Source organism: Acinetobacter sp. NIPH 542 (assembly GCF_000369825.1).
GTDB lineage: Bacteria > Pseudomonadota > Gammaproteobacteria > Pseudomonadales > Moraxellaceae > Acinetobacter > Acinetobacter oleivorans.
The window spans coordinates 1-24,494 of sequence record NZ_KB850208.1 but is presented as its reverse complement, the minus strand read 5'-3'; the positions used below and the strand labels follow the sequence as shown (position 1 = coordinate 24,494).

Sequence of the window (24,494 nt, the reverse complement as noted above, 5' to 3'; positions counted from 1 at the left end):
TACTTTCCCTTTTACTTATTGGTAAAGAGCATCGCTTGATGACTCAAACAATGCTCTATCTTTATTAAGCAGCTTTGCCAAACATGCCTTTCACCGCTTCAACAAAGGTCCGCTTAGTCTCTACCAAACGATCAACCACATTATCAGGCAAAGAGTGAACAGCCAGACGTTTATAAACACTCACAATTTGAGATCCAAAGGGCGCGGTATTGTATTGTTGACCGAACTCTGCACAAACTTCACGTACTTTAGGTGCCATCTCTTGATAGCGGTTGGCAGGTACATCGGGAAACAAATGATGTTCGATTTGATGACTCAAGTTACCACTCAAGAAATGCATGATTTTACCGCCAGTAAAGTTTGCTGAACCACGAATCTGACGTAAGTACCACTCTGCTTTAGTTTCATTATCAATATTGTCAGTGATAATTTCAGAATCTTCTGTGAAATGACCACAATAAATCACGGTCGATGCCCAGTAGTTACGGATCAAGTTAGCAAAAAAGTTACCAGCCAATACTGGCAGGAACATTGGTCCTGCAATGAGTGGGAACAGCACATAATCTTTACCAAACTGACGGACCATTTTTTTACGTAGATTTTTAGATTCTACATATACTTCTTTCCAAGTTTTGGTGCCATCAAACAACACTTTTTCCATCTCTAGACGTTGCAAAGCTAGTAGCCATTCAAAACCCGTTGACAATACAAAACCCATTGGCACGTTGAATAAAAAACGGGTTTCCCACTTTTGCTCACGGCTCATGCGCATCACACCATAACCGCTAATATCATGATCCATACCAAACACATTGGTATAGGTATGATGCTTATAGTTATGGGTATATTTCCAGTCTTCACCTGTACACACCGTATCCCAGTCATAGGTTGCACCGTTAAGTGTTGGGTCATTTAACCAGTCAAACTGACCATGCATCACATTATGACCAAGTTCCATGTTTTCAACGATTTTAGATACGCCCAGCATAGCCGTACCTAACAACCATACTGGTGGAATCCAACCACCAAACATCAACATGCCACGTGATGCAATTTCGGTGTAGCGTACAAAATTACGTACTTTGTAAATATATTTTGAATCTTTTTCCCCGAGATCTTTCATCACTTCAAGACGAATTTCTTCAATACGGCGACCAAAAGCTTCTGTTTGCTCTGGGGTTAAATGTGCCGATTTTGATGTTGCTTTAATTTCTACTGCCATATTCATAATGGTATCCTCAAATCTCTTTTATGCTTGTTTTTATAGATCAATAGTGACTGGGCTTAATGCCTGGTTCACACATAACTTAATTGCACGATTTGGTTGATCGTCAATTTCGCCTGTTAATATATTCTGGGTGACACCACTGACTTTGGTACACGTACATTGGTTGCATACACCCATACGGCAACCATGCTGTGGACGTAAGCCAGCTTGCTCTGCACTGCTTAATAATGTTGTCGTCGCAATAAAGTTTTGTTGCGAACGACGAAATACGATGGGTTGTGCTTCATTAGACTGTTCGATTTGAACAGGCATGAAAAACTCTTGATGAAGTTGCGACTGGGCACTTTGCTGCGCATAAATTTCATTTGCCTGTTGCATCATGCCGTGGTGTCCACACACATACGTTGCGGTCTGTGCGTAATCAGGAACCAACTTTTGCAATAGGTCTTCAGTTAAATGCTGCTTTTGCTCGGCTGTATTAAAAAAATGATAGTGAAGCTCTGGATGCTTTTCTGCCAAAGCTTTTAATTCAGCATGAAAAATTTCTGCACGATTAAAATAAATGACATGAATCTGTTCAAGCTGCTGTTTCAAAGCTTGCTGCAAAAGTGAATAAATTGCAGTAATACCACTACCTGACGCAATTAAAATTGCAGGCTGTTGGCCTTGGTGCAAAGTAAAATCACCTTGAGGCTGTGAAATCTCAATGCACTCTCCAACATGTAATCGTTGAGCCGCACTAGATACCAAGCCTTGTACTTTAATACCTAAAGAGATTTCACCTTGAGAAGTTACTTCAATAATTGAATAACTACGCTGTTGGTAAACTCCATCTATAAGTAGCGTTAATAGAATGCTTTGCCCAGCGCGTACCTGATCGAACTTAAAATTTCGATTCGGTTTAAGCTTAATAAGCACCATATCGGTATGTAGAGACTGAACTGCGATAACTTCTGCAAGTACGCGTTTCCAAGCCCAAGTCACGTTAATTTTCTGCAAAACAAAATCAACGAAATCTTCTCGAACCAAATGTGGCTGATAACTAAGTGTTGCGTTCATACGTTCCTCTTTTGTATCTGGCTATTTATTTGAGTGAACACATGTTCGTATAGTGAACATATGTACACTATATTTATAACTGTTCACTCAGTCAACACTTGTTCACTATTTTTTTTATGAAAGTTTGCTCTTTTTTGTTAGACTCTGGCTCACGGTTTAAATAGGTTCTTTTAATGTCGATACGGGATGAACGAAAACAGCAAAGTCGTCAGGCACTTCTAGATGCAGCCTTGCATCTGAGCACGTCTGGGCGTTCGTTCAGTAGTATCAGTTTGCGTGAAGTTGCACGTGAAGTTGGTTTAGTACCGACAGCGTTCTATCGTCATTTTCAAGACATGGATGAACTCGGTAAGGAATTGGTTGACCAAGTTGCCCTACATTTAAAAAGTGTTTTACATCAATTGGGTCAAAGTTATTTACAACATAAATCGACCAAAACACAGACCAGCATTGAGCTATTTGTTCAGGCGGTAAATCATAGCCCTAAGCAGTGGCAATTTATGATTTCCGAGCGTTGGGGCGGTTCAGAAACGGTCCGTGCAGCCATTGCTAGAGAAATCGAATTTCTAATTGAAGATCTAACAACTGATCTGACTAAACTCGAAAATTTTAAACATATTCAACAGCCTCAAGACTTAAATGTCCTATCCACTATTTTGACCAACATGTCATTTACATGGGCAATGACGTGGCTCAACCTATCAAAACAATATCAAGGTGAACAGCTCAAGCTGCAACAAACTGCCTTTATTGAAAATGCTTCTACACAAGTTCGCTTACTGTTTAGAGGGATTGCAAACTGGGAACGGTAGAAGCGGCAAATGACAAAAAACAGGTTATGTGGTAATACGTAAAGAGAGAAAGAAAAAGGCTAAAAATTTCGAGAAAAGTCTTTTTCTTTTTACAGGAAGTAAATTATTAGTTAGGCCAAACTGGTGTGGGAATACCTATGAATCTTGATCGTCATACACAGTTTTTGATGCGCAAAGAAAAAATTCTGAGCGTGGCAGAAAAGTTGTTACTAGAAAACAATCAGGAAATTACTCTAGATGAGTTAGTGGCCGAGCTAGATATTGCTAAAGGCACACTTTATAAGCATTTTAGAAGCAAAAATGAGCTTCTACTTGAGCTCATTATTCAAAATGAAAAGCAAATTTTAGAAATTTCTAAAAAATATAATACAGATTTCAAAGAATACGCCCCTCATTACATGCTTCACCATTTGCTTACGCCAGGAAAAACCATTTTATTGCATCAACTTGAAGAAAATCTGACAATGACAGAGTCTAAGTTGAAGCATCTTTTCGAAGAGCTTTATGAAATCCGCCAACAGCGTATTTTAGCAATTAAAGATATTACAGAAAATTATTTAAAATCATTAAATTACGACATGTCAATTCGTGATTATTTGTCTTATATCTGGTCACTGACTTACGGCGCATCACTGCTTTTAAATTCTACGTATTATCAGCGCTCTATTGGTTCTCGCCAAAAATTAATTAATTTATATATTAATCAGGCATTATCGCTGCCAACTCAAACTGTTAATTTTGATGTTTTAAATTTTCAAATTGAAGATGAAAATAAGCAAAATTAATTGAAATATTTCGTGATAATTAACTAAATATAAAAATGGGCTTCATATGAAGCCCATTTTTGAAGTAAAGCCTAAACAACTTATTTTGCTTTACGTTCTTTCTCAATTAAATAATTAAGAACTTGAGTAACTTTACCATCTTCACCCTGTACAACATATTTACCATTAACGACAACCGCAGGAACACCTGTTAATTGGTACTGTTGAGCAAGTTTATTTGACTCGGCAACTTTTGCAGTCACGGCAAATGAGTTGTAAGTGCTATTAAACTTCTGTTCAGGCACGCCATAACGAGTAAAGAACTTCGCCGCAGAAGCCTGATCAAAAATTTGCTGGCCATTCACCTGAATCGCATGGAAAAGTGGTAAATGCGTGCGTTTACGTACACCTAATGCCTCAGATGTATAATAAGTACGTGCGCCTTGTTCCCATACTTTGTTCATAGCAGCTGGTGTACGTACAAAACGTACATCGTTAGGAATCTGTTTTAACCACGTTTGCATATGCGGTTCAAGTTTAAAACAGTGTGGACATCCATACCAAAAGAACTCTCGAACTTCGATTTTCCCCGGAACTTCCACTTTGCCTGGATTGGCAATCACGGTGTAGTCTTTACCAGCAACAAAATCTGCTGCCATTACACTACCCGATACGGCCATAATTGCTGCGCTTAAACCACCCAAAACCAATTTTTTCATTGCTACAGCTTTTCCTCTAAGTTGTTATGCATTAGCTTATGCTCTAAATATAAAACAAATATGCTAAATTCGTTTTGCTTCTGTGAAGTTTTTTATTGGGTTTATCGCTTTTTTCCCAATAATCGCTACACTAACGGCGAACTATATCCAAAAAGATAACCCAAGTTTAGAGGTAGCACCATGTCGCAATTGAATGTTGATTTACAAGAAATCGCAAAGTTTGAAGCACTTGCTGCCAAATGGTGGGATCAACATTCTGAATTTCGCCCACTTCATCAAATTAATCCACTACGTTTAAACTGGATTGATGAACGTGTAGGCGGCCTTGCTGGTAAAAAAGTACTTGATGTCGGTTGTGGTGGCGGTATTTTGGCAGAGAGCATGGCACGTCGTGGAGCAGATGTACTTGGTATTGATATGGGTGAGGCACCGCTAGCTGTTGGCCGTTTGCATGCTCAGCAAGACAATGTTCAAAATATTGAATATCGCCAAATTCCTGTAGAAGAATTAGCACAAGAACAAGCCGGTCAATACGATGTGGTCACTTGCATGGAAATGATGGAACACGTTCCAGATCCAGCATCTATTGTAAGAGCTTGTCAGGCTTTGGTTAAACCGGGTGGCCATGTGTTCTTCTCAACCATTAACCGTAACCCAAAATCTTATTTATTTGCCATTATTGGCGCAGAATACGTACTACGCATGTTGCCAAAAGGTACACATGATTATCATAAATTTATTCGACCATCTGAAATGGCACATGACATTCGTAATGCAGGTCTTACTCTAAAAGAAATGACAGGACTGCACTACAACCCACTGACCAAGCATTACTGGTTAGCGCCAAATGTTGACGTTAATTATATGGTTCACACGATAAATACAGGTGCATGATGAAAGCTGTTTTATTTGATTTAGACGGTACTCTTATCGATACGGCTGCCGACTTCATTCGTATTATTCAGCAAATGTGCCGTGATGAAAGACGCCCAATTGTTGATGCCGACCTCATTCGCACTCAGGTTTCTGAAGGTGCACGTGCGATGGTTAAATTGGTCTATCCAGAGCTGGATGTGGCCAATCCAATTTTCTTGGCACATCGTCAAAACTTTTTAGATATTTACGGCAATAATATTGTGGTTGATACAGACCTGTTTGAAGGTATGTATCCACTTTTAGAAGAGTTAGAAGCTCAGCAAATTCCGTGGGGTATTGTGACCAATAAACCACGCGGATTAAGTGAATCTCTTTTAGAAAAGTTAAATCTGACCGAACGCTGTGCGGTTTTGGTGTGTCCTGAAGATGTCAGTAAAACTAAGCCAGATCCAGAACCAATGTATTTGGCGGCTAAACAGTTAAATATCCCAGCAAATGAAATTATTTATGTGGGTGACCATCCACGTGATATTGATGCTGGTCGCAATGCCAATATGTATACTATTTTGGCTGCATATGGCTATTTACCAATCGAACATCGTGATGATCTCGCTGCGTGGCAGGCCGATTCGATTGTAAATACGGTGACAGAATTACACCATATGTTACGTCAAAAGCTTCCTGCTCTACAGGAAAATCAGCGTATGATAAGTTAACATAAGAGTTTTATAGGCTTTTTTAACAGTTGTTTGTTTTATCAATATAAAAAGAAGGAGGTTTACCAATGAAATATTCAGAATACCAACCTCGTCCGGATCTACTCAAAGATCGAATTATTTTAATCACCGGTGCTGGCGATGGAATTGGGCGAGCTGCCGCTCTGACTTATGCCCTACATGGTGCAACCGTTGTACTGCATGGTAGAACCTTAAATAAACTTGAAGTTATTTATGATGAAATTGAAAGTCTGGGTGCACCGCAACCAGCAATTTTGCCATTACAACTTTCGAGTGCTTCTGACCGTGACTATGATTTTTTAGTCGATACGCTCGAAAAGCAGTTTGGGCGTCTAGACGGTATTTTGCATAATGCAGGTATTTTAGGTGAACGCGTAGAGCTCGCACATTATCCAACCGAAACTTGGGATGATGTCATGGCGGTTAACCTACGCGCGCCTTTTGCTTTAACTCAAGCATTATTACCACTTTTGCAAAAATCAGAAAATGCCTCTGTTGTATTTACCAGTTCAGGTGTAGGCCGTGAAGCACGTGCTTTATGGGGCGCATATTCTGTCTCAAAAATTGCAATTGAAGCGGTGAGCAAAATTTTTGCAGCAGAACATACTTATCCTAATATCCGTTTTAACTGCATTAATCCAGGTGCAACACGTACTGCAATGCGTGCTAAAGCCTATCCACAAGAAGATCCGAAAACACTACCTACACCAGAGTCGATCTTGCCTGCTTATCTCTATTTAATGGGTGAAGATAGCTTGGCGCTCAATGGTCAAAGTATTGATGCACAGGATTAAAAGTTAAAGATGAAAAGCTAAAGAAAATTACAGCCGATCATCAAATCTGGCTTGCCTATACCTGAAAAGATATATTCAAGCCTTTTTTATTATTGATAAAAACTCTTGATCTATCCGTAATTTTAATTGAACCATTAAATGATCTTCACAGTTTCTCTGCATTTTGCGCGTAGAGTATTCAACATGAGAGACATCAGATGTAAACGAGGATGCATCATGAAAAAGTTGTTCACAATCTTAACCCTTTCCATAGCTGTACTCACCACAAGTATGGCGAGCTTTGCTGATCCTCCTTTTGACCGAGGCCATGGCCCCAAAGGTCCTAAAGGTGGAGGACCACGCGGTGAATGGAATGATCGTGGGCCAGGATTTGGACGTGATCATGATGAAGATCGTGTCCGTGACGAGCGCCGTATGCGCGAAGAACGTGGTTTTGAACGGCTTAAACAGCATCGCTGGCAGCCTGGTTATGTTATGCCACAGCACTATCGTGGCAATGGCTATAAAGTCGACTATAAAGATAGTAACTTGCCAAAACCAGACCGTAATCAGCAATGGTACAAAATCAACAATGACTATATTTTAGTCGATACTGATTCTAATAGTATTGTGAGTATTCGCGGTTTTTAAAGTGATAGAACCTCGCTATCGCTGAGCAAAAAGGATAAAGCCTTGTGGTTTTATCCTTTTTTTATTACTTATATATTTAAAAAATAAATAGATTTTTATATTCTAATATTTCGTATTTTCTTAATTTCTTCTTATTTCATCGTTAGTTTTCACATTTATTCTTCGTAGCCTCCACGATTTATCTGTAATTGTTCACTAATCTTCAGTTATTGAAATTTAATTCATCACTCGAGGTTTACAATGAAAAAATTAACAACAGCGATTGTTCTTTCACTTAGTGGTTTAGTTGCAACAACAGCAATGGCAGCACCAAACGATCATAATCATCATGGCAACTACCAAAACCATGAAGTAAAAACCGTTAAAGTAATTAAAAAAGACGACCATCGTAATGTTTGGCGAGCAGGTCAAGTTGTACCCCGTGAATATCAACACTCACGCTATGTGATTGACTACCGTCAGCATCAAAAATTAACGAAACCGGGTCGCTACCAAAAATGGTACAAAGTGAACGGAAATTACGTGCTGGTAAATGAACAAAGCCATAAAATCATTAGAGTAGTTCACTAATTTAAAAAAAATTTAAACACCCAAACTTAGATTTGGGTGTTTTTTTATCTAAAACATGCGGCTTTAATCTTTTTTGTTTAGAATCATCTTTATATCTTTTTGCTGTTGATTCGAGATCGGTATGTCAAGCAAGTCTTTAGAAAAGTCGCATAATAACCCCCAGCATTATGTACACTGGTTTCGACATTCAGCACCCTACATTAATGCTCACCGCGATAAAACATTCGTATTGATGTTCGGTGGTGAAGCAGTTCGTCATCCTAATTTCGAACATATCATTCATGATATTGCGTTACTTCATTCTCTTGGTATTCGCTTAATTCTTGTGCACGGCGCACGTCCGCAAATTAATCAAAATCTTAAAGAGAAAGGAATTGAAACTCCTTTTTATGACAACAGCCGTATTACCACACGCGAATCTTTAAGCTGTGTCATGAGTGCAGTAGGCTCTATTCGCCTAGAAATTGAAGCATTGCTTTCTATGGGCTTAGCAAACTCACCGATGTACGGCGCTCGAATAGATGTGGTATCAGGTAATTTTGTGACTGCTAAACCCTATGGCATTCGTGATGGTATGGATTTCCAGCTTACAGGTGAAGTTCGTTCAATAGACACCGATGCAATTGAACGACACCTCGATAATCATAATATTGTGCTACTGGGACCAACAGGTTATTCCACTACAGGCGAAGTCTTTAACTTGCGGGCAGAAGAAGTTGCGACCAAAACTGCAACTTATTTAAAAGCAGATAAACTGATTTTTCTTGGGGAGCAACAAGGTCTTCTGAATGAAGATGAACAAATATTACGTGAATTAAGCCCACATCAACTAGACTACTATATTCAACAATATCAAACCATTAGTCCAACACTAACCCTGCATTTACAACAAGCAAAAAAAGCGTCTTTATCAGGTGTACACCGCGTTCATCTCATTTCCTATGCCTATGATGGTGCACTTCTCGAAGAGTTATTTACTCGAGATGGTATAGGCACCATGATTACCGATGCGCATTATGAAGAAGTTCGTACAGCCCATATTAAAGATGTGGGTGGTTTAATGAATTTATTGCGTCCCTTGGAAGAAGAAGGCATCTTGGTTTATCGTTCACGTGAACGTCTGGAGCAAGAAATCAGCCAGTTCGCTGTTATTGAACGCGACGGTATGATTCTAGCGTGTGCTGCGCTTTATCCAATTCCAACCGAATTTAACGAAACTCGTTCTGCAGAAATTGCCTGTGTTGCAGTGCATCCAAGTTATCGTAAATCAAACCGTGGTAGCCAAATTCTGCAATTTCTTGAAGAAAAAGCCAAAGAACAAGGTATTCGTCAGTTATTCGTTTTAACAACGCGTACCGCCCACTGGTTTTTGGAACATGGTTTTCATCAGGTCAACGTTGATGAGTTACCTAATGCCCGTCAGGCGCTCTATAACTATCAAAGGAATTCTTTAGTCTTTAAGAAACTGCTTCCCTAGCCTTTGCTCTTTTTAAGATATTCTTATTTCAGATAAGCTTAGTTAAAAAAGTACAACCATAAACGCTATTAATTTATGGTTGTACTTTTTTTAAATCTCTATTTTTAATGTTTTAATATTTTTTTATTTTATTTACATCAACTTACTCCTAATTTATTAAATATATTTCTATTAAATAAATCACTTTTTTGCATAAGTTTATAGCCTATTGTTTTTAGCTTTTTTTTGCATAAATAAAGACTGAATACTTATTTTTTCTGAAATAAAAATCCCTTTAGGGTATCTGCTCATCCAATTATTTTTTCTTTTTCTCTTTCGGGGAGCACGAAATCTCATGGCACTTTTCAACACCACTTCATGGGCAAAATATTCAGTCATCGCAGCCAGCCTTGCAGGAGTGATGATGTTAAGTGGTTGTGCCAAAAAAGAGGAACAGGCCACCACAACTTTAAATATTGGCTATCAAAAATATGGCATTCTTCCTATTTTAAAAGCTCGTGGTGACCTAGAAAAAGTACTAAAAGAACAAGGCGTGCAAGTAAAATGGGTCGAGTTTCCTGCTGGCCCTCAATTGCTTGAAGGCTTAAATGTAGGGAGTGTTTCACTCGGTGAAGCAGGTGAAGCACCACCTATTTTTGCTCAAGCTGCCAATCCAAATTTAGTCTATGTCGCAAACCAACCTGCTGCGCCGAAAGCCGAAGCATTATTGGTACAAAAAGACTCTCCAATCCACTCTATTAAAGATTTAAAAGGCAAACGTGTTGCTCTTAATAAAGGTTCGAATGTTCATTACCTATTATTAAAAGTTCTAGAGGCCAACAACTTAAGCTTAAGTGATATTCAACCAGTTTATTTACCGCCATCAGACGCTCGTGCTGCCTTTGAAAAAGGTGCAGTAGATGCATGGGTCATTTGGGATCCGTTCTTTGCAGCAGCTGAACATCAAATTCAAGCTCGAGTTTTGGCAACAGGTGAAAATTTAGTAAGTAATCATCAGTTCTATCTAGCTGACCGTAAATTTGCAGAAAATAATCCAAAAGTTCTCAATACAGTTGTGCAAACCCTTAACCAAACAACTGAATGGGTGAGTTCACATCAGGATGAAGCTGCCAAGCTACTCGAAAAACCTACAGCACTTGAGTTTGATGTACTCAAAACTTCCATTTCACGTATGGGTTTTGGAGTTCAGCCAATCTCTGACAAAGTGGCACAAGAACAACAACAAGTAGCTGATGCCTTTTATGCGCAAAAGCTCATTCCTAACAAGCTCACCATTCAAGACGCCATTTTAAAACTGAAATAAACCCAGCTTGGGCACAGCTTAAATAATCATATAAATGCTGTGCCTAACCTCAAGGGGAACAAGGATATCGATATGCAACATCAGTCATTATTTAATAAGAGTCAGTGGGCACAATTAGCTAAACGCATCAGTGCAGTCACTGTATTAGGTTTAACAATCGCAGCACCAGCGTGGGCAATTGATCCAACTGTAAAAGAACTTCGTATTGGTTTCCAAAAAAGTTCAATTAACTTTGCGATTGCCAAACAGCAAAAACTATTTGAACAAGAATTTCCAAATGCCAAAGTGACTTGGAATGAATTCCCTGCTGGACCACAAATTTTAGAAGCTTTGGCTGTCGGTTCCCTTGATGTCGGAGTTACTGGGGACACTCCTCCAGTCTACGCACAAGCAGCTGGAAAGCCTTTATATTACATTGCCTATGAAGCAGCTAAACCACTAGCATCAGCAATCTTAGTTTCTAAGAGCTCGCAGCTAAAACAACTTAAAGACCTTAAAGGCAAACGTATTGCGCTGCAAAAAGGTTCGAGCTCACATTACTTACTTGTACAAGCTATACGTAAAGCAGGCCTAAACTGGAGTGACATTACTCCGATTTGGCTTACACCTGCCGATGCTCGCGCAGCATTTCAAAAAGGTGCTGTTGATGCATGGGCCATTTGGGACCCTTACTTCGCTTCAGCACAACTAGAAGATCAAGCTCGTGTTCTTGCATCAGGTAAAGGCTTAAGCCCGAACTATACATTTTATTTAGCAGCTCCAGATTTTGTTAAACAACATCCGAAAGCTGTTTCTGGACTCATCAAACAAATTAATCAAGCTGATAAATGGGTTCAAAGCCATCAAGCAGAAACGGCAACAGCCATTGGCCAAAGCACAGGACTGAAGCCTGCGACCAGTGACTTATTTATTAAACGCCGTCCTCGTCCTTCATCAGCCGCTCCGCTGAACAGCAAAGTGATTGCTGAGCAGCAGCAACTCGCAGACATCTTTACTCAACAAGGCATCATTCCAAAACCAATCAGCATCAAACAAGCTGTTTGGATTGCCAAGTAATTTCAATAGACATATAGGTAATGCACATGAAAATTTTCTGGTTTATTCCTACCCACGGTGATAGTCGCTATTTAGGTACAAGTAAAGGCGCTCGTCAGGTTGACCATGCCTATATGAAGCAAATTGCTGTAGCGGTAGATAATTTGGGTTATGAAGGTGTACTTATTCCAACAGGTCGTTCATGTGAAGATCCTTGGATTACGGCAGCTAGCCTGATTGATGCAACTCAACACCTTAAATTTTTAGTTGCGTTACGTCCAGGGGTAACAACACCAGCCTTGGCAGCTCGCATGGCTGCAACATTTGACCGCTTGTCGAATGGTCGAGTGTTACTCAACCTAGTGACTGGTGGTGATGAGGCTGAACTCCGCGGCGATGGTTTATATGAAGATCACTCAACGCGTTATCAAACTGCCAATGAATATGTAAAAATCTGGCGTGAAATTTTGACGCGTTCACATACGGGTGAAGCTTTTACATTCCACGGTGAACGCCTACAAGTAGATGATGCAAAACTACTTTACCCACCTGTGCAAAAGCCTTATCCACCACTTTGGTTCGGTGGCTCTTCAGACGTCGCTGTCGATCTTGCAGCTGAGCAAGTCGATACTTACCTTACATGGGGTGAACCACCAGAAGCAGTTAAACAAAAAGTCGAACATGTTCGTGCCAAAGCTGAGGCTAAAGGTCGTAAATTAACTTATGGCATTCGCTTGCATGTGATTGTTCGCGAAACCAATGAACAAGCTTGGGCAGCAGCGAACGAGCTTATCCAATATCTTGATGATGCAACTATTGCTGCAGCACAGAAAAAATTTGCACAAATGGACTCTGTAGGCCAACAACGTATGGCTGCGCTACACGGCGGTAACCGGGACAAACTTGAAGTATCTCCAAACCTTTGGGCAGGTATTGGTTTAGTCCGTGGCGGTGCTGGTACAGCACTTGTAGGTGATCCAGAAACAGTTGCTGCCCGCATTCAGGAATATGCAGATTTAGGTATCGATACTTTTATTTTCTCGGGCTATCCACATCTTGAAGAGTCAATCCGTTTTGCAGAGTTGGTCTTCCCGTTATTACCAATCGAAACTCGCGCTAAACTTGCTCAGCCAAATTTAACCGGTCCATTCGGTGAGATCATTGCCAATAACTATGTTCCAGACGAGAAGAAACAAAATAGTTCCGTCAAGGAGCCTGCATGAGCAAAGACGAAAGTATTGTTTCACGTGGAACAAAACAAATCGGGCAGCGTTTGCTGCCTTGGATTTTCCCTATTGTTCTATTGGTTGTTTGGCAAATTGCCTCAAGTTCGGGTCTTTTAGAGAACCGAATTTTGCCTGCACCGACTGCTGTAGTCTCCGCTTTTTGGCACCTACTCGTTAGCGGCGAATTATGGCATCACGTTAAGGTAAGTGCTGGTCGCGCTTTGATTGGTCTTTTGGTTGGTGGTGGCTTAGGTCTGCTCTTAGGTTTACTTAATGGCTCTTCACGCTTCGCCTCTACCCTGCTCGATACGACTCTGCAAATGATTCGTAACATCCCAGCATTAGCACTTATTCCACTCGTAATCTTGTGGTTCGGTATTGATGAAACAGCGAAATTATTCTTGGTTGCAGTAGGCGTTTTCTTCCCGATTTATATTAATACCTATCACGGTATTCGGTCAGTTGACCCTCAATTGATCGAAATGGGTAAAAGTTACGGCCTTTCTCGCTGGCAGCTTTACAAAGAAATTATTCTGCCAGGTGCAATGCCTTCTATTTTAGTAGGTCTACGCTTTGCTTTAGGTTTGGTTTGGGTATTGCTCATTGTTGCTGAAACCATTTCAGCTCAAGCAGGTATTGGTTATATGACCATGAATGCACGTGAGTTTTTACAAACAGATGTAGTTCTGGTCGGTATTCTTCTTTACGCCTTACTAGGCAAACTAGCCGATGTTTTAGCCCAGCTTTTAGAACGCTATTTACTACGTTGGCACTCTGGATATCAGAAATAAGGGAGCTTAGAACATGACAAATCTGAATTTAAATATTAATCAGAATGAAGTACAGCTCATTCCGGAAGAACCAACAGAATCTCAAGAACCTGTATTAGGTGCAGAGATTCTGATTGAGCAACTTTATAAATTCTATGGCGAGGTAAAGGTCCTTGAAGATCTTGACCTACACATCCAGCCTGGTGAGTTTTTAGCAATTGTTGGTCGAAGTGGCTGTGGCAAAAGTACGTTACTACGTTTAATTGCTCAACTTGAAAAAGCCAGTTTTGGAGAAATCAAATTCAAATCTGCTCGACATTTGCGTGAAGGCATTACTAACGATGATATTCGAGTAATGTTCCAAGACCCACGCCTACTTCCTTGGAGGAATATCCTTCAAAATGTTCAACTGGGTTTACCTAAAGCCCAACATGCTTTAGCAGAAGAATTACTGGAAAAAGTGGGTTTAAAAGAAAAATCAGGGCAATGGCCTTCACAACTCTCTGGTGGCCAACGTCAGCGTACAGCCTTAGCACGTGCACTATCGCATACACCACGCATTTTATTGCTTGATGAGCCTTTAGGTGCATTAGATGCTCTAACTCGGCTTGAGATGCAAAGCTTGATTGAGCGCTTGTGGAAAGAACAAGGTTTTACTGCCATTTTAGTCACACACGATGTAAGTGAAGCAGTGCAATTAGCTGACCGTATTATCTTATTAGATAAGGGCCAGATTGCTCAAAGTTTCCAAGTTAATCTTCCTCGCCCGCGTAAAAAGAGCATTACTTTTGCCCAACTTGAACAACAAGTACTCGATGCAGTTTTGGCAACTTAAGATTACGATGAGTAATCAGAAATGCTCAGCCAAAAAATGCCCAATTTACGAGCAATAAAACTGCTGTTTTATTGCTCTTTTTTAGGGCGAAATTTAAAAAATATTTTTAAGAATAACAATAAACTAGTGAATCTCTCTATTTTTTGCACAATAGTATATCTATTACGCAAATAACTAGCCGTTTTTTGATTAAAAAAGCAAGACACCTGTGCACAAATCAAACAATTTCCCTTACAATGGGAGTATTATTTTTTTAATTATGCAGCAGATGGAACAAAAAAAGAGTACCCAAAAGCGCAATCAGCTTCTTGCTGCCGCCCTTGACGTATTTTCAGTCTATGGGTTCACTGGCGCAAGTCTGGATGAAATTGCCCAACTCGCCGACATGCATAAGTCGAATATTTTCTATTACTACGAAAATAAAGAGTCTTTATACGTAGAAGTGCTCACAACCGTTTTACAAAAATGGTTGGCTCCCTTACAAACTTTAGAAGCTGAATTAGAACCAGCCGAAGCCTTATCTCACTATTTAATACAAAAAATCGAACTGTCTCGTAGCCAACCGAAAGCATCTAGATTGTTTGCATTAGAAATCATTCAAGGCGCTCCGCATATTTTACCTATACTCAAAGGACCATTAAAAAAACTATTTAAGCGCAAAGCCAAAGTCATTCAGACGTGGCAAGAAGAGGGAAAGATTTCACCAGATATCGACCCGGAATTATTAATCTTAAATATTTGGGGCCTTACGCAAAACTATGCAGATTTTGCAACCCAAATGGAAATGGTGACCGGAAAAACACTACGTAACCGAAGCATGTTCCAACGCTCAATTGAGCATACAGTCCACCTGATGCTCTACGGCGTATTGCCTCGTTAAAACCAAAAAAAGATCGGCAAATTTGCCGATCTTTTTTTAGAAGTGATTTTGATAAAGGGCCAAAAGTTTTTGGGCACCTAATAATAAATTTTCTTCCCAATCCACATGTGCAGTGTTATCTGCCCCATCAGTAATATACTTCACCGAAATCAAGCGAACTCCTAACTTATGGCAGACTTTGGCTAAGGCATACCCTTCCATATCCACCACATCACAAACTACCTTTGGCTGGCCTGTTTCAAATGAATCGCCAGTACCACAAATCCCCTTTGGCAAATCAGCAAAATGTGGTTGAAGGTGAATTTCAGCTGGCAAGTGATCATCTAACGGCGTTACACCTACTTCAAACCCTAACGGTGAAACATCCATATCACGTTGTACAAAAGTCTTCACCTCGACCAAATCATGTCGATTAAATGCAGAGCTTCCAGCTGTACCTAGATTAATTAAAGTTTTACAGCCAGTTTTTTGAATAACCTCAAATGCTTTAAAGGCAGCATTAATCTTACCAATACCACTGTAATGGACTTCAACACCTGCCTGCTCAAACAAACCTTTAGATTCATTAGGAAGTGCCATAATTAAAGCAATATCAGTGTTCATTCAAAAAGCTCAAATCAAAATTAAATAAATTAGAAAATAAGTATAAATCAGGTGCAAAAGCTTTTTGCACCTTTTCATCATTACTGCATTTTTTGTTGTAAGGCGATTAAACACGGAGAAAAGAACAGTTGGCCGCTATATGCGCCTGCTAGCGTTTTCTTCATTACCACGCCCCACATTGTCAATAATAAAAGACTCAATGCCACAGCAACGTATTGTAAAAATACAATTTCAACCTGATACCCTAAATTAAACAGTGCAAGAATAAATACGCCTAATGGAAAGGTTAAGCCCCACCAACCCAAATTGAATGGGATACCTGTCTTTGCGTGACGAAGCGTTGTTAAAATTGCAAGACCCAGCCACCATAATCCGAAGCCTAAAAGCACGAGACTACCTACAATTCCTAAAGCTTGAAAGACATTCGCAAATTGTTCAAATCCTACGTTTGGCGCCACTCTTTGGGCCTGCTCTCCTAACAACAAGAGACCTAAAGCACCTGTACCAATCGGTCCTAAAGACAACCAGCTAGAAATTGCGACTTCTTTTTCCGGTAACTGATGTAAAGCCATACGCAGCATTAAAATTGTCAAAATAGCGAATGCGGGTAAAACAGAAATCCCCCAAAGTACGTAGCCCGCCATTAATAAATGAAAGCTATGCAAATCTGCTGGTAAATGAGCTACTAACATGCCCGCAGAACTTGCTGCTACTTCACATGCAACCACAGGTAAAAGCCAGATTGCAGTCATGGTATGTAGCTGATGGTTCTGACGGCTAAACATACAAAACGGTACGATCCACGCAATTGCTAGTGCTAAAAAGACATCGATGTACCATAAAGCTTGAGCAATATGTATGGCAATTTCACCGTAAAGTCCTATACCAAAGCTTAAAAAGCCATTTAGTATTGTAGCGAGCCCCATTGGAATAGCGCCTAAAAACAAGCTCATATTGGGATGGTTAAATATTTGCTTCGCTTCATGAGGGAAAAGAAACCACCGCAATAAATAAAGAACTGAAAAAACGCTGAATAAAACAATATTAAATTGCCATAACAAAGTTGCTAACGTGAATAAAAATGATTGAGCAAATGGAAGCTGAATTAAAATCATACTTACCACGCCAGTACCCATAGTCGCTGTAAACCAATTTGGAGTAAAATGTCGTATAACATCTTTGCTATGATTTAATTGGTAAAAGGGTTTTTTCATTTTAGTTCTCTAATCAAAGAGTGGATAAAGATATAGTAGAGCAAACCATTAATAAGAAAAATTGATTTATTTTTATTTAATTCATCAATATTTTAGATATACAAATATTCATGTTGAAAAATAACTGAGTAAAAACACAACAACAAGACGAATCTGTGAGATTATGGCAATATATAGCCCTTGCAAAAATAGCCATATTTTAAGTTCATGAAACTGCTTCGTCTTAATGCGTTATCGCCCAATTTTCAGTTACCTCAAACAGCGGTAACTATTGGTAATTTTGATGGTGTCCATTTAGGTCACCAAGCGATGATTGCTCAACTCAAAAAAATTGCTGCAGCACAAGGCTTAAAAACATTGGTTATGATTTTTGAGCCACAACCTCTTGAATTCTTTAAAGGCTACGATGCCCCTCCTCGTATTAATTCACTACGAGAAAAAGTTGAATACCTAACTGAGCTTGGGGTTGATTACATTGCAGTTGCTAAATTTGATCAGCATTTCCGTAGTATGAGCGCGTCTGCCTTTGCAGACTTATTAAAAGATAAATTAAACGCGCAGTCTTTAGTTTTAGGAGATGACTTTCATTTCGGTAAGGACCGTCAAGGCAACAGCGAATTTTTAAAAGATTACGGATTTGGGGTCACAAATTTACATACGATTGAACTTGAAGGTGAACGCGTAAGTTCAACTCGTATTCGCCAAGTGCTTCAGGTAGGAAATCTTGCCTTAGCTGCTAAATTATTAGGTCGTCCTTACAGTATTACTGGACGAGTTCAATATGGCGACCAGATTGGCCGAACTCTCGATTTTCCAACGATTAATGTTCGCCTCAACCGCCATAAGCCATGTTTAAATGGGATTTATGGTGTTGAAGTCATTTGTGAAACAACCTCACTTACTCAAAAAGTGCGTCAAGATACACCCGAAAAACCAGGAATTGCCGGATATCATGATAACAGCCTCTATGGCGCAGGACATGTCGGTACACGTCCAGCCATTCAGCAAGAACATCCAGAGTGGAGATTAGAAGTACATTTCCCTGATGTTTCTGCTAATCTGTATGGCTTATTTATGCGGGTGACTTTCCTTCACTATCTTCATGGTGAATTGAACTACCCTTCGCTTGAGGCACTTAAGGCAGGAATTGATAATGACGTGCAGCAGTTACGACAATACCGTAACGACACGACACAATTTCCTTTTTAATTCGAATTTTGATTGTAAAACATGTCGGCTCCCTAGCTGATTAAACTGGATGAAAACTTGCATGAGCGATAAGCAAACTCCTGAGAATGCAGTGGACTACAAAGCCACGCTAAACCTGCCGGATACTCAATTTGCAATGAAAGCAAATTTGGCAGTACGTGAAGTGAAATGGTTAGAAGAGTGGTATACCGACAACATTTATCAGCAGATTCGTGCATCGCGTATTGGCAAGAAAAAATATATTTTGCACGATGGCCCTCCATATGCGAACGGTACAATTCACTTAGGTCACGCAGTCAATAAAGTACTCAAAGACGTGATTGTAAAAAGCCGTACTTTGGCAGGTTTCGACGCACCTTATGTTCCGGGGTGGGACTGTCATGGCTTGCCAATTGAGCTAAAAGTTGAAGAAAAAGTAGGTAAAGTTGGCGAAAAAGTTGACGCAGCGACTTTCCGTAATCTCTGCCGTGAATATGCTCTAAAACAAATTGATTTACAGCGTACTGACTTTAAACGTCTTGGTATTTTAGGTGACTGGGATAATCCTTATCTCACCATGAACTATAAACAAGAAGCCGATATTGTTCGTACTTTAGGCTTAATCCAGAAAAATGGTCACATCCAGCCGGGCTTAAAGCCAGTGAACTGGTGTATGGACTGTGGTTCAGCACTTGCTGAAGCTGAAGTTGAATATGAAGATAAAAAATCTGACGCGATCGACGTTGGTTTTGGCGTTGTAGATCTTAAAGATTTAAGTGCTCGTTTAAACGTAGAAGTTCAAGATCCAACTGATATTGTGATCTGGACGACTACGCCGTGGACATTACCAGCTAACCAAGCAGTTGCATTGCATGCCGAAATTGAATATCAATTGGTACAAGTAACTACTGAGCGCGGTAAGCAAAACTTCATTCTTGCTAAAGACTTAGTTGCTTCAGCAATTGAGCGTTATAAGCTTGAAAACCCAGTTGTTTTAGCTGACTTTACAGGTTCAGCTCTTGAAAACCTTACTTTACAACACCCTTTACTTACTGATCGTCAAGTTCCAGTGATTTTGGGCGAACACGTTATTGCAACAAGCGGTACAGGTGCAGTACATACAGCGCCTGGTCATGGTGCAGACGACTATAAAGTAGGTCTTCAATACAACCTTAAAGTAGACAATCCAGTCGGTGGTAACGGTGTTTATTTACCAACTGCTCCAATCTATGCTGGTGAACATATCTATAAAGCCAATCCAAAGATTATTGAAGCTTTAGGTGCTGTAGGCCGTTTATGGGCTCATCAACCAATTAAACACAGTTACCCACACTGCTGGCGCCATAAGACTCCTATTATTTTCCGTGCTACACCACAATGGTTCATTAGCATGGATCAAAAAGGCTTACGTGAAGGCGCGCTTAACGCGATTGAAAACGATATCGAGTTTGTACCGAACTGGGGTAAAAACCGTATTGAATCAATGATCGAAGGTCGTCCGGACTGGTGTATCTCACGTCAACGTACTTGGGGTGTTCCAATTCCTTTCTTCGTTCATAAAGATACGAACGAATTACATCCTCGTACACCTGAACTCATCGAAGAAGTTGCTCAACTGATCGAACAAGAAGGTATCGAAGCATGGTTCAAACGTGAAGCAAAAGACTTCATAGGTGAAGATGCTGAACAATACAACGCCGTTCGCGATACGCTTGATGTATGGTTCGACTCTGGTACAACACATTACGCTGTACTTGAGCAACGTGAAGAATTAGAAAGCCCTGCTGATTTATATTTAGAGGGTTCAGACCAACACCGTGGTTGGTTCCAATCTTCTTTATTAACGTCTATGGCAATTCATAATCGTGCACCATATAAAGCCTTGTTAACACATGGTTTTACAGTGGATGAAAACGGTCGTAAGTTGTCAAAATCTTTAGGCAACTACATTCCGCTTGAAGAAATCATCAAACAGCTTGGTGCTGATGGTTTACGTCTATATGTAGCTTCTAGCGACTATCGCTATGAAATTGCAGCGTCTAAAGAAATCTTTAACCGTGTAAGTGATAGCTACCGCCGTATTCGTAATACCCTACGTTTCTTGCTTGCAAACCTAAATGGTTTCAAACCAAGTACAGATGCTTTAGCAGTAGATGACCTCATCGCTCTTGATCAATACATCTTGCAACGCGCGAATGAAGTACAACAAACCATTATCACTGCTTACGAAGAAATGAACTTCCATGTCGTGTGTAGCGCGTTAACAAGCTTCTGTATTAATGACTTAGGTGGTTTCTACCTAGACATTATCAAAGACCGTCAATACACCACTAAAGCTGACTCACAAGCACGTCGCTCTGCACAAACAGCGCTTTATCATATTGTCCAAGCATTTATCCGTTGGATGAGCCCAATCTTAAGCTTTACCGCTCAAGAAGCTTGGCCACTGATTCCAGAACAAACTGAAAAGTATGTATTTACTTCAGAATGGTATGACTTGCCTGTTTCATCAAAAGCAAACTTGCTTTCTGAAGAAGATTGGCAAACATTGATTAGCGTAAAATCTGCAGTAAATAAACAGATTGAAGCAGCTCGTAACGCTAAACTTGTCGGCAGTAATCTTTCAGCCAAAGTTGAACTTTGGGCAAATGAATCATTACAAACAGTTTTAAACCAACTGGCTGATGAACTCCGTTTTGTTCTTATTACTTCTCAAGTAGTAGTACATCCTTTTGCTGAACAAGGTGAAGCAACTGAAATGGAAGGCTTACGTGTACAAATATCTGCAGCTGAAGGTGAAAAATGTGCACGTTGCTGGCATGTTCTTCCAGATGTAAATACACATGCTGATCATCCTGGTTTATGTGGTCGTTGTATTGTGAACGTCACTGGTCGTGGCGAAGTGAGAAAATATGCCTAATTCACAAGCTAAAAAAGGCTTATTCCAGTTTTATCCACACAATCTCATTTGGCTTGGACTTTCTGTCCTTGCCATTGTGTTGGATCAATGGACAAAATGGATTGCAAGTACACACCTGAACTACGCAGATCCAGTGCCTGTGCTTCCATTTTTAAACTGGACACTATTACATAACTATGGTGCAGCCTTTAGCTTTTTATCTGATGCAGGAGGATGGCAGCGCTATTTCTTCACATCTTTAGCAGGCTTAGTTTCAATCCTTTTTGTATTTTGGTTGCTTCGTATGCCTAAAAAAATGGTGGTGCTACCTGTAGCCATCGCTTTAATTTTAGGTGGAGCTTTAGGCAATTTAATTGACCGTATTACCCTAGGTTATGTAGTCGATTTCATTCATGTTTATTACCAAAATCATCACTTTCCAGCTTTTAATATTGCGGACAGTGCCATTACCTTAGGCACCATCTTGCTACTCATCGATACATTCTTCCTTGAGAAGCAACGCAACCAAAATTCGGATGCATAATATGACCGAAATTATCCAACCTAACGAAGAAATTCGTATTACAGACGGCTCTAAAGTCGATCTACACTTTTCTGTCGCTATTGAAAATGGTGTAGAAATCGATAATACACGTAACCGTGAAGAACCTGTTACCTTGACTATTGGTGACGGAAATCTTTTACCTGGCTTTGAAAAAGCATTATTTGGTTTACGTGCTGGTGACCGCCGTACAGTACATCTTCCACCAGAAGATGCATTTGGTCCATGGAATCCGGAAAATATTCAAACTTTCGATACAGTTAAGTTTGAACAACGCCCTATTCCTGGTCATATGATTGAGTTCGAAGATAAAGCAAAAACAACTTTATTCGGTGTAGTGAAGTCAGTTAATGATGACATTACAGAAATTGATTTTAATCACCCGTTAGCTGGAAAAAACATTACCTTTGAAGTAGAAATATTCAAGGTTACTCCTGAAGGCCAACAAGGCATTAAACTCATGTAAATAAAAAAGCCCTCTCAATGAGGGCTTTTTTATTATCCAATTTTTTTCATAACATAAGAATCCTTACAAATTCTATATTCTCAGCTACCCATTTAATGAATTAAGTTATAAGTATAAAAATCCTTGGGAAAAATACATGCTGGTCTATATTGTCGTGGGAAGTGTTCGTGAAGGACGTACAGCAATTAAAATTGCCAATTGGGTAGAATCAACAATTCCAACATTGAGTCTAAACGATTTCCAAACTGAAGTAGTCGATTTAAAAGAATGGGATTTACCTCTATTTTCAGGATCTCATCCACCCGCTACCGGAATTTATGATCAACCTAAACAACAAGAATGGGCAGACAAAATTGCTCAAGCAGATGCTTTTATCTTTATTAGCCCAGAATACAACCATGGTTACAGTCCAGCTCTAAAAAATGCTCTGGACTATGTAGGAAAAGAATGGAGTGGTAAACCAGCTGCATTTATTGGTTATGGTTCAACGAATGGTTCTCGATCTATTAGCCAAATACGTCAAGTCACCTCAAGTTTAAGTATCATTGATCCCAATGCTGTAATAGAGATACGAGATATATTTAAACGCAATAAAGATGAAAAATTCGAAGCTAATGAGTTTGAAGTAAAAGGGCTTCAATCTATTGTTGAGAAACTACAGAAATATCACTTATCTTAAATTTAAAAAGGCCTCTATAAACAAAATAGGGGCCTTTTATTTTTATAAGCTTTTTAAATAATTTACTACGTCTATATTACCAGCCATTTCTGCAAGCTGTAGCGCTGTATATTCGCTTTTATAAGCGACTTGAGCACCTTTTCCTACCAAGAGTTTAACTATCTCTAAATGATCATTTTCAGCAGCTGCTTGCAAAGCACTATAGCCTTCATCGTCTGTCTGATTAGGATCTTCTCCATCTATTAATAATTGTTTTACTTGTTCTAGATCACCTAAAGATGCCCAATAGATCAACTCTGGAAGAGAAAGTTCTTCATTATCTTCAGGTAATTGAGAGAATGAGTTGAATTTCATAGTTTTCTCTTTAAAATTTTTTTTGAGTTAATAGTCTTCAACGAGAAATTCTCCTTTAGATTCACCAATAAGAAATTGCACAATATTATCACGAGTTTCTAAAACCCATACACCTGTAAACTCTGGTGTACGTATAACAGTAAAATACAACTTAAGAAGTTCACGAATAGAGCTTATACTTTTCTTCACTACTGAAGCAAAGTTTTCCCATTCTTTATTATTTGCCCAAGGATTATCAGCATGTAAATATTTACCTAATCGATCATATAACTTAATAAATTGATTCATATCAAAAAAATTCTCTCTTTTTCTATCAAAATGCCAACTTCCATCTGGTAATTTTTTAGCAGGTAATAAAGGTATTGGATAAAAATCAGAATTTATCTCACTTAATGCTTTTAAAATTGAACTAGCTTTATAATCTTTTGTATAGTCAGGATTTTTATTGGCTTGAGCACGATATTCTTGATATTTAATTTTATTTGGCGCTATGGAAGCCAAAGCCAATATTTCTAAAGCTTTACGCATATGTAATATTGAAGATTCTAAATCTAATACATCTCTGATTTCAAAGTAAGAGTTTATAAGAACTTCACATTTATTTAATCGAAATAATGCCTCATTCACCTTATCTGCATAAATTTTTTGTAAATCTTTCATTTTTAAATCTATATAAAATTAAAATAATACAATAAGTCTAATTATCACGCATATAAAGAAACACCCCGGTTTCTTTCGAGACCGGGGTGTTAGAATAATGAGCTGGCGATGACTTACTCTCACATGGGAAACCCCACACTACCATCAGCGCTAA

At 39.3% G+C, this 24,494-nt stretch carries 26 protein-coding genes; 19 read left to right on the top strand and 7 right to left on the bottom strand.

The features are described 5' to 3' along the window. Window positions 1-64 precede the first annotated feature (64 nt). Together F886_RS17535 and F886_RS17530 are read right to left on the bottom strand one after the other, a co-directional pair. Entirely contained in the window at window positions 65-1,228 is a 1,164-nt protein-coding gene (locus tag F886_RS17535) for a fatty acid desaturase family protein (protein WP_005308938.1), read from the bottom strand. A gap of 33 nt (window positions 1,229-1,261) precedes the next feature. Further along, complete coding sequence (locus F886_RS17530) at window positions 1,262-2,287, bottom strand: ferredoxin reductase (RefSeq protein ID WP_005308935.1); 1,026 nt, start codon at window positions 2,285-2,287, stop codon at window positions 1,262-1,264. Window positions 2,288-2,460: 173 nt separating this feature from the next. On the opposite strand from F886_RS17530, the gene F886_RS17525 reads away from it, so the two are divergent. Together F886_RS17525 and F886_RS17520 are read left to right on the top strand one after the other, a co-directional pair. After that, window positions 2,461-3,099, top strand: a complete 639-nt coding sequence (locus F886_RS17525; protein ID WP_005308931.1) for a TetR family transcriptional regulator — start codon at window positions 2,461-2,463, stop codon at window positions 3,097-3,099. A gap of 137 nt (window positions 3,100-3,236) precedes the next feature. Then, window positions 3,237-3,884 (top strand): TetR/AcrR family transcriptional regulator, encoded by a 648-nt coding sequence (locus F886_RS17520; protein ID WP_005308928.1) that lies wholly within the window; start codon window positions 3,237-3,239, stop codon window positions 3,882-3,884. Between the two features lie 80 nt (window positions 3,885-3,964). On the opposite strand, the gene F886_RS17515 is transcribed toward F886_RS17520, so the two are convergent. Further along, complete coding sequence (locus F886_RS17515) at window positions 3,965-4,582, bottom strand: thiol:disulfide interchange protein DsbA/DsbL (RefSeq protein WP_005308926.1); 618 nt, start codon at window positions 4,580-4,582, stop codon at window positions 3,965-3,967. 180 nt (window positions 4,583-4,762) lie between these two features. Here F886_RS17515 and ubiG point away from each other — a divergent pair, with 180 nt between their 5' ends. From ubiG to F886_RS17455, 12 genes are all read left to right on the top strand, one after another. Next, window positions 4,763-5,476 carry a bifunctional 2-polyprenyl-6-hydroxyphenol methylase/3-demethylubiquinol 3-O-methyltransferase UbiG gene (ubiG, locus tag F886_RS17510; protein WP_003655787.1) on the top strand — a complete coding sequence of 238 codons (714 nt, stop codon included), beginning with the start codon at window positions 4,763-4,765 and terminating at the stop codon, window positions 5,474-5,476. Beyond that, window positions 5,473-6,174 (top strand): HAD family hydrolase, encoded by a 702-nt coding sequence (locus F886_RS17505; protein ID WP_081402308.1) that lies wholly within the window; start codon window positions 5,473-5,475, stop codon window positions 6,172-6,174. The genes ubiG and F886_RS17505 overlap by 4 nt, the downstream gene beginning before the upstream one ends. A gap of 68 nt (window positions 6,175-6,242) precedes the next feature. Further along, a complete protein-coding gene (locus F886_RS17500) occupies window positions 6,243-6,989 on the top strand; it encodes a YciK family oxidoreductase (protein ID WP_004795498.1) in 747 nt (248 codons plus the stop codon). A 216-nt stretch (window positions 6,990-7,205) separates the two neighbouring features. Further along, window positions 7,206-7,619: an RcnB family protein gene (locus F886_RS17495; protein WP_004795500.1), complete on the top strand. Its 414-nt coding sequence runs from the start codon at window positions 7,206-7,208 to the stop codon at window positions 7,617-7,619. Between the two features lie 240 nt (window positions 7,620-7,859). Beyond that, the gene (locus F886_RS17490; protein WP_004640333.1) at window positions 7,860-8,189 is read left to right on the top strand and encodes an RcnB family protein; all 330 of its coding nucleotides are present in this window, start codon (window positions 7,860-7,862) and stop codon (window positions 8,187-8,189) included. Between the two features lie 121 nt (window positions 8,190-8,310). Further along, on the top strand, window positions 8,311-9,666 hold the full coding sequence (gene argA, locus F886_RS17485; RefSeq protein ID WP_005308918.1) for an amino-acid N-acetyltransferase: 1,356 nt from the start codon (window positions 8,311-8,313) through the stop codon (window positions 9,664-9,666). Window positions 9,667-10,000: 334 nt separating this feature from the next. Continuing rightward, window positions 10,001-10,969 (top strand): sulfonate ABC transporter substrate-binding protein, encoded by a 969-nt coding sequence (locus F886_RS17480; RefSeq protein WP_005308915.1) that lies wholly within the window; start codon window positions 10,001-10,003, stop codon window positions 10,967-10,969. Between the two features lie 72 nt (window positions 10,970-11,041). Beyond that, complete coding sequence (locus tag F886_RS17475) at window positions 11,042-12,025, top strand: sulfonate ABC transporter substrate-binding protein (RefSeq protein WP_005308912.1); 984 nt, start codon at window positions 11,042-11,044, stop codon at window positions 12,023-12,025. A 26-nt stretch (window positions 12,026-12,051) separates the two neighbouring features. Beyond that, window positions 12,052-13,227 carry an FMNH2-dependent alkanesulfonate monooxygenase gene (gene ssuD / locus F886_RS17470; protein ID WP_005308909.1) on the top strand — a complete coding sequence of 392 codons (1,176 nt, stop codon included), beginning with the start codon at window positions 12,052-12,054 and terminating at the stop codon, window positions 13,225-13,227. Continuing rightward, window positions 13,224-14,021, top strand: a complete 798-nt coding sequence (ssuC, locus tag F886_RS17465; protein WP_005308906.1) for an aliphatic sulfonate ABC transporter permease SsuC — start codon at window positions 13,224-13,226, stop codon at window positions 14,019-14,021. The genes ssuD and ssuC overlap by 4 nt, the downstream gene beginning before the upstream one ends. Window positions 14,022-14,034: 13 nt before the next feature. After that, complete coding sequence (locus F886_RS17460; protein ID WP_005308903.1) at window positions 14,035-14,835, top strand: ABC transporter ATP-binding protein; 801 nt, start codon at window positions 14,035-14,037, stop codon at window positions 14,833-14,835. Window positions 14,836-15,094: 259 nt separating this feature from the next. Continuing rightward, window positions 15,095-15,715, top strand: a complete 621-nt coding sequence (locus F886_RS17455; protein WP_013199284.1) for a TetR family transcriptional regulator C-terminal domain-containing protein — start codon at window positions 15,095-15,097, stop codon at window positions 15,713-15,715. A gap of 36 nt (window positions 15,716-15,751) precedes the next feature. Here F886_RS17455 and F886_RS17450 read toward each other — a convergent pair whose 3' ends face one another. Together F886_RS17450 and F886_RS17445 are read right to left on the bottom strand one after the other, a co-directional pair. Further along, window positions 15,752-16,318, bottom strand: coding sequence for a 5'-methylthioadenosine/S-adenosylhomocysteine nucleosidase family protein (locus tag F886_RS17450; protein ID WP_005308899.1), 567 nt, complete (start codon window positions 16,316-16,318; stop codon window positions 15,752-15,754). A gap of 80 nt (window positions 16,319-16,398) precedes the next feature. Next, the gene (locus F886_RS17445; RefSeq protein ID WP_005308896.1) at window positions 16,399-17,532 is read right to left on the bottom strand and encodes a TDT family transporter; all 1,134 of its coding nucleotides are present in this window, start codon (window positions 17,530-17,532) and stop codon (window positions 16,399-16,401) included. A 207-nt stretch (window positions 17,533-17,739) separates the two neighbouring features. Between F886_RS17445 and ribF the strand changes: the two genes are divergently transcribed. From ribF to F886_RS17420, 5 genes are all read left to right on the top strand, one after another. Continuing rightward, window positions 17,740-18,741, top strand: coding sequence for a bifunctional riboflavin kinase/FAD synthetase (ribF, locus tag F886_RS17440; protein WP_005308893.1), 1,002 nt, complete (start codon window positions 17,740-17,742; stop codon window positions 18,739-18,741). A gap of 61 nt (window positions 18,742-18,802) precedes the next feature. Further along, on the top strand, window positions 18,803-21,640 hold the full coding sequence (ileS, locus tag F886_RS17435) for an isoleucine--tRNA ligase (protein ID WP_005308888.1): 2,838 nt from the start codon (window positions 18,803-18,805) through the stop codon (window positions 21,638-21,640). Further along, window positions 21,633-22,163 carry a signal peptidase II gene (lspA, locus tag F886_RS17430; protein ID WP_003655819.1) on the top strand — a complete coding sequence of 177 codons (531 nt, stop codon included), beginning with the start codon at window positions 21,633-21,635 and terminating at the stop codon, window positions 22,161-22,163. The genes ileS and lspA overlap by 8 nt, the downstream gene beginning before the upstream one ends. 1 nt (window position 22,164) lies before the next feature. Further along, window positions 22,165-22,647 carry an FKBP-type peptidyl-prolyl cis-trans isomerase gene (locus F886_RS17425; protein ID WP_004640310.1) on the top strand — a complete coding sequence of 161 codons (483 nt, stop codon included), beginning with the start codon at window positions 22,165-22,167 and terminating at the stop codon, window positions 22,645-22,647. A gap of 136 nt (window positions 22,648-22,783) precedes the next feature. Continuing rightward, entirely contained in the window at window positions 22,784-23,326 is a 543-nt protein-coding gene (locus F886_RS17420; protein ID WP_005308885.1) for an NADPH-dependent FMN reductase, read from the top strand. A gap of 42 nt (window positions 23,327-23,368) precedes the next feature. Here the strand turns inward: F886_RS17420 and F886_RS17415 are convergent, their stop codons facing one another. Together F886_RS17415 and F886_RS17410 are read right to left on the bottom strand one after the other, a co-directional pair. Next, complete coding sequence (locus F886_RS17415) at window positions 23,369-23,680, bottom strand: ankyrin repeat domain-containing protein (RefSeq protein ID WP_005308883.1); 312 nt, start codon at window positions 23,678-23,680, stop codon at window positions 23,369-23,371. A 27-nt stretch (window positions 23,681-23,707) separates the two neighbouring features. Next, window positions 23,708-24,340 (bottom strand): hypothetical protein, encoded by a 633-nt coding sequence (locus tag F886_RS17410; RefSeq protein WP_005308880.1) that lies wholly within the window; start codon window positions 24,338-24,340, stop codon window positions 23,708-23,710. Window positions 24,341-24,494: the final 154 nt, after the last annotated feature.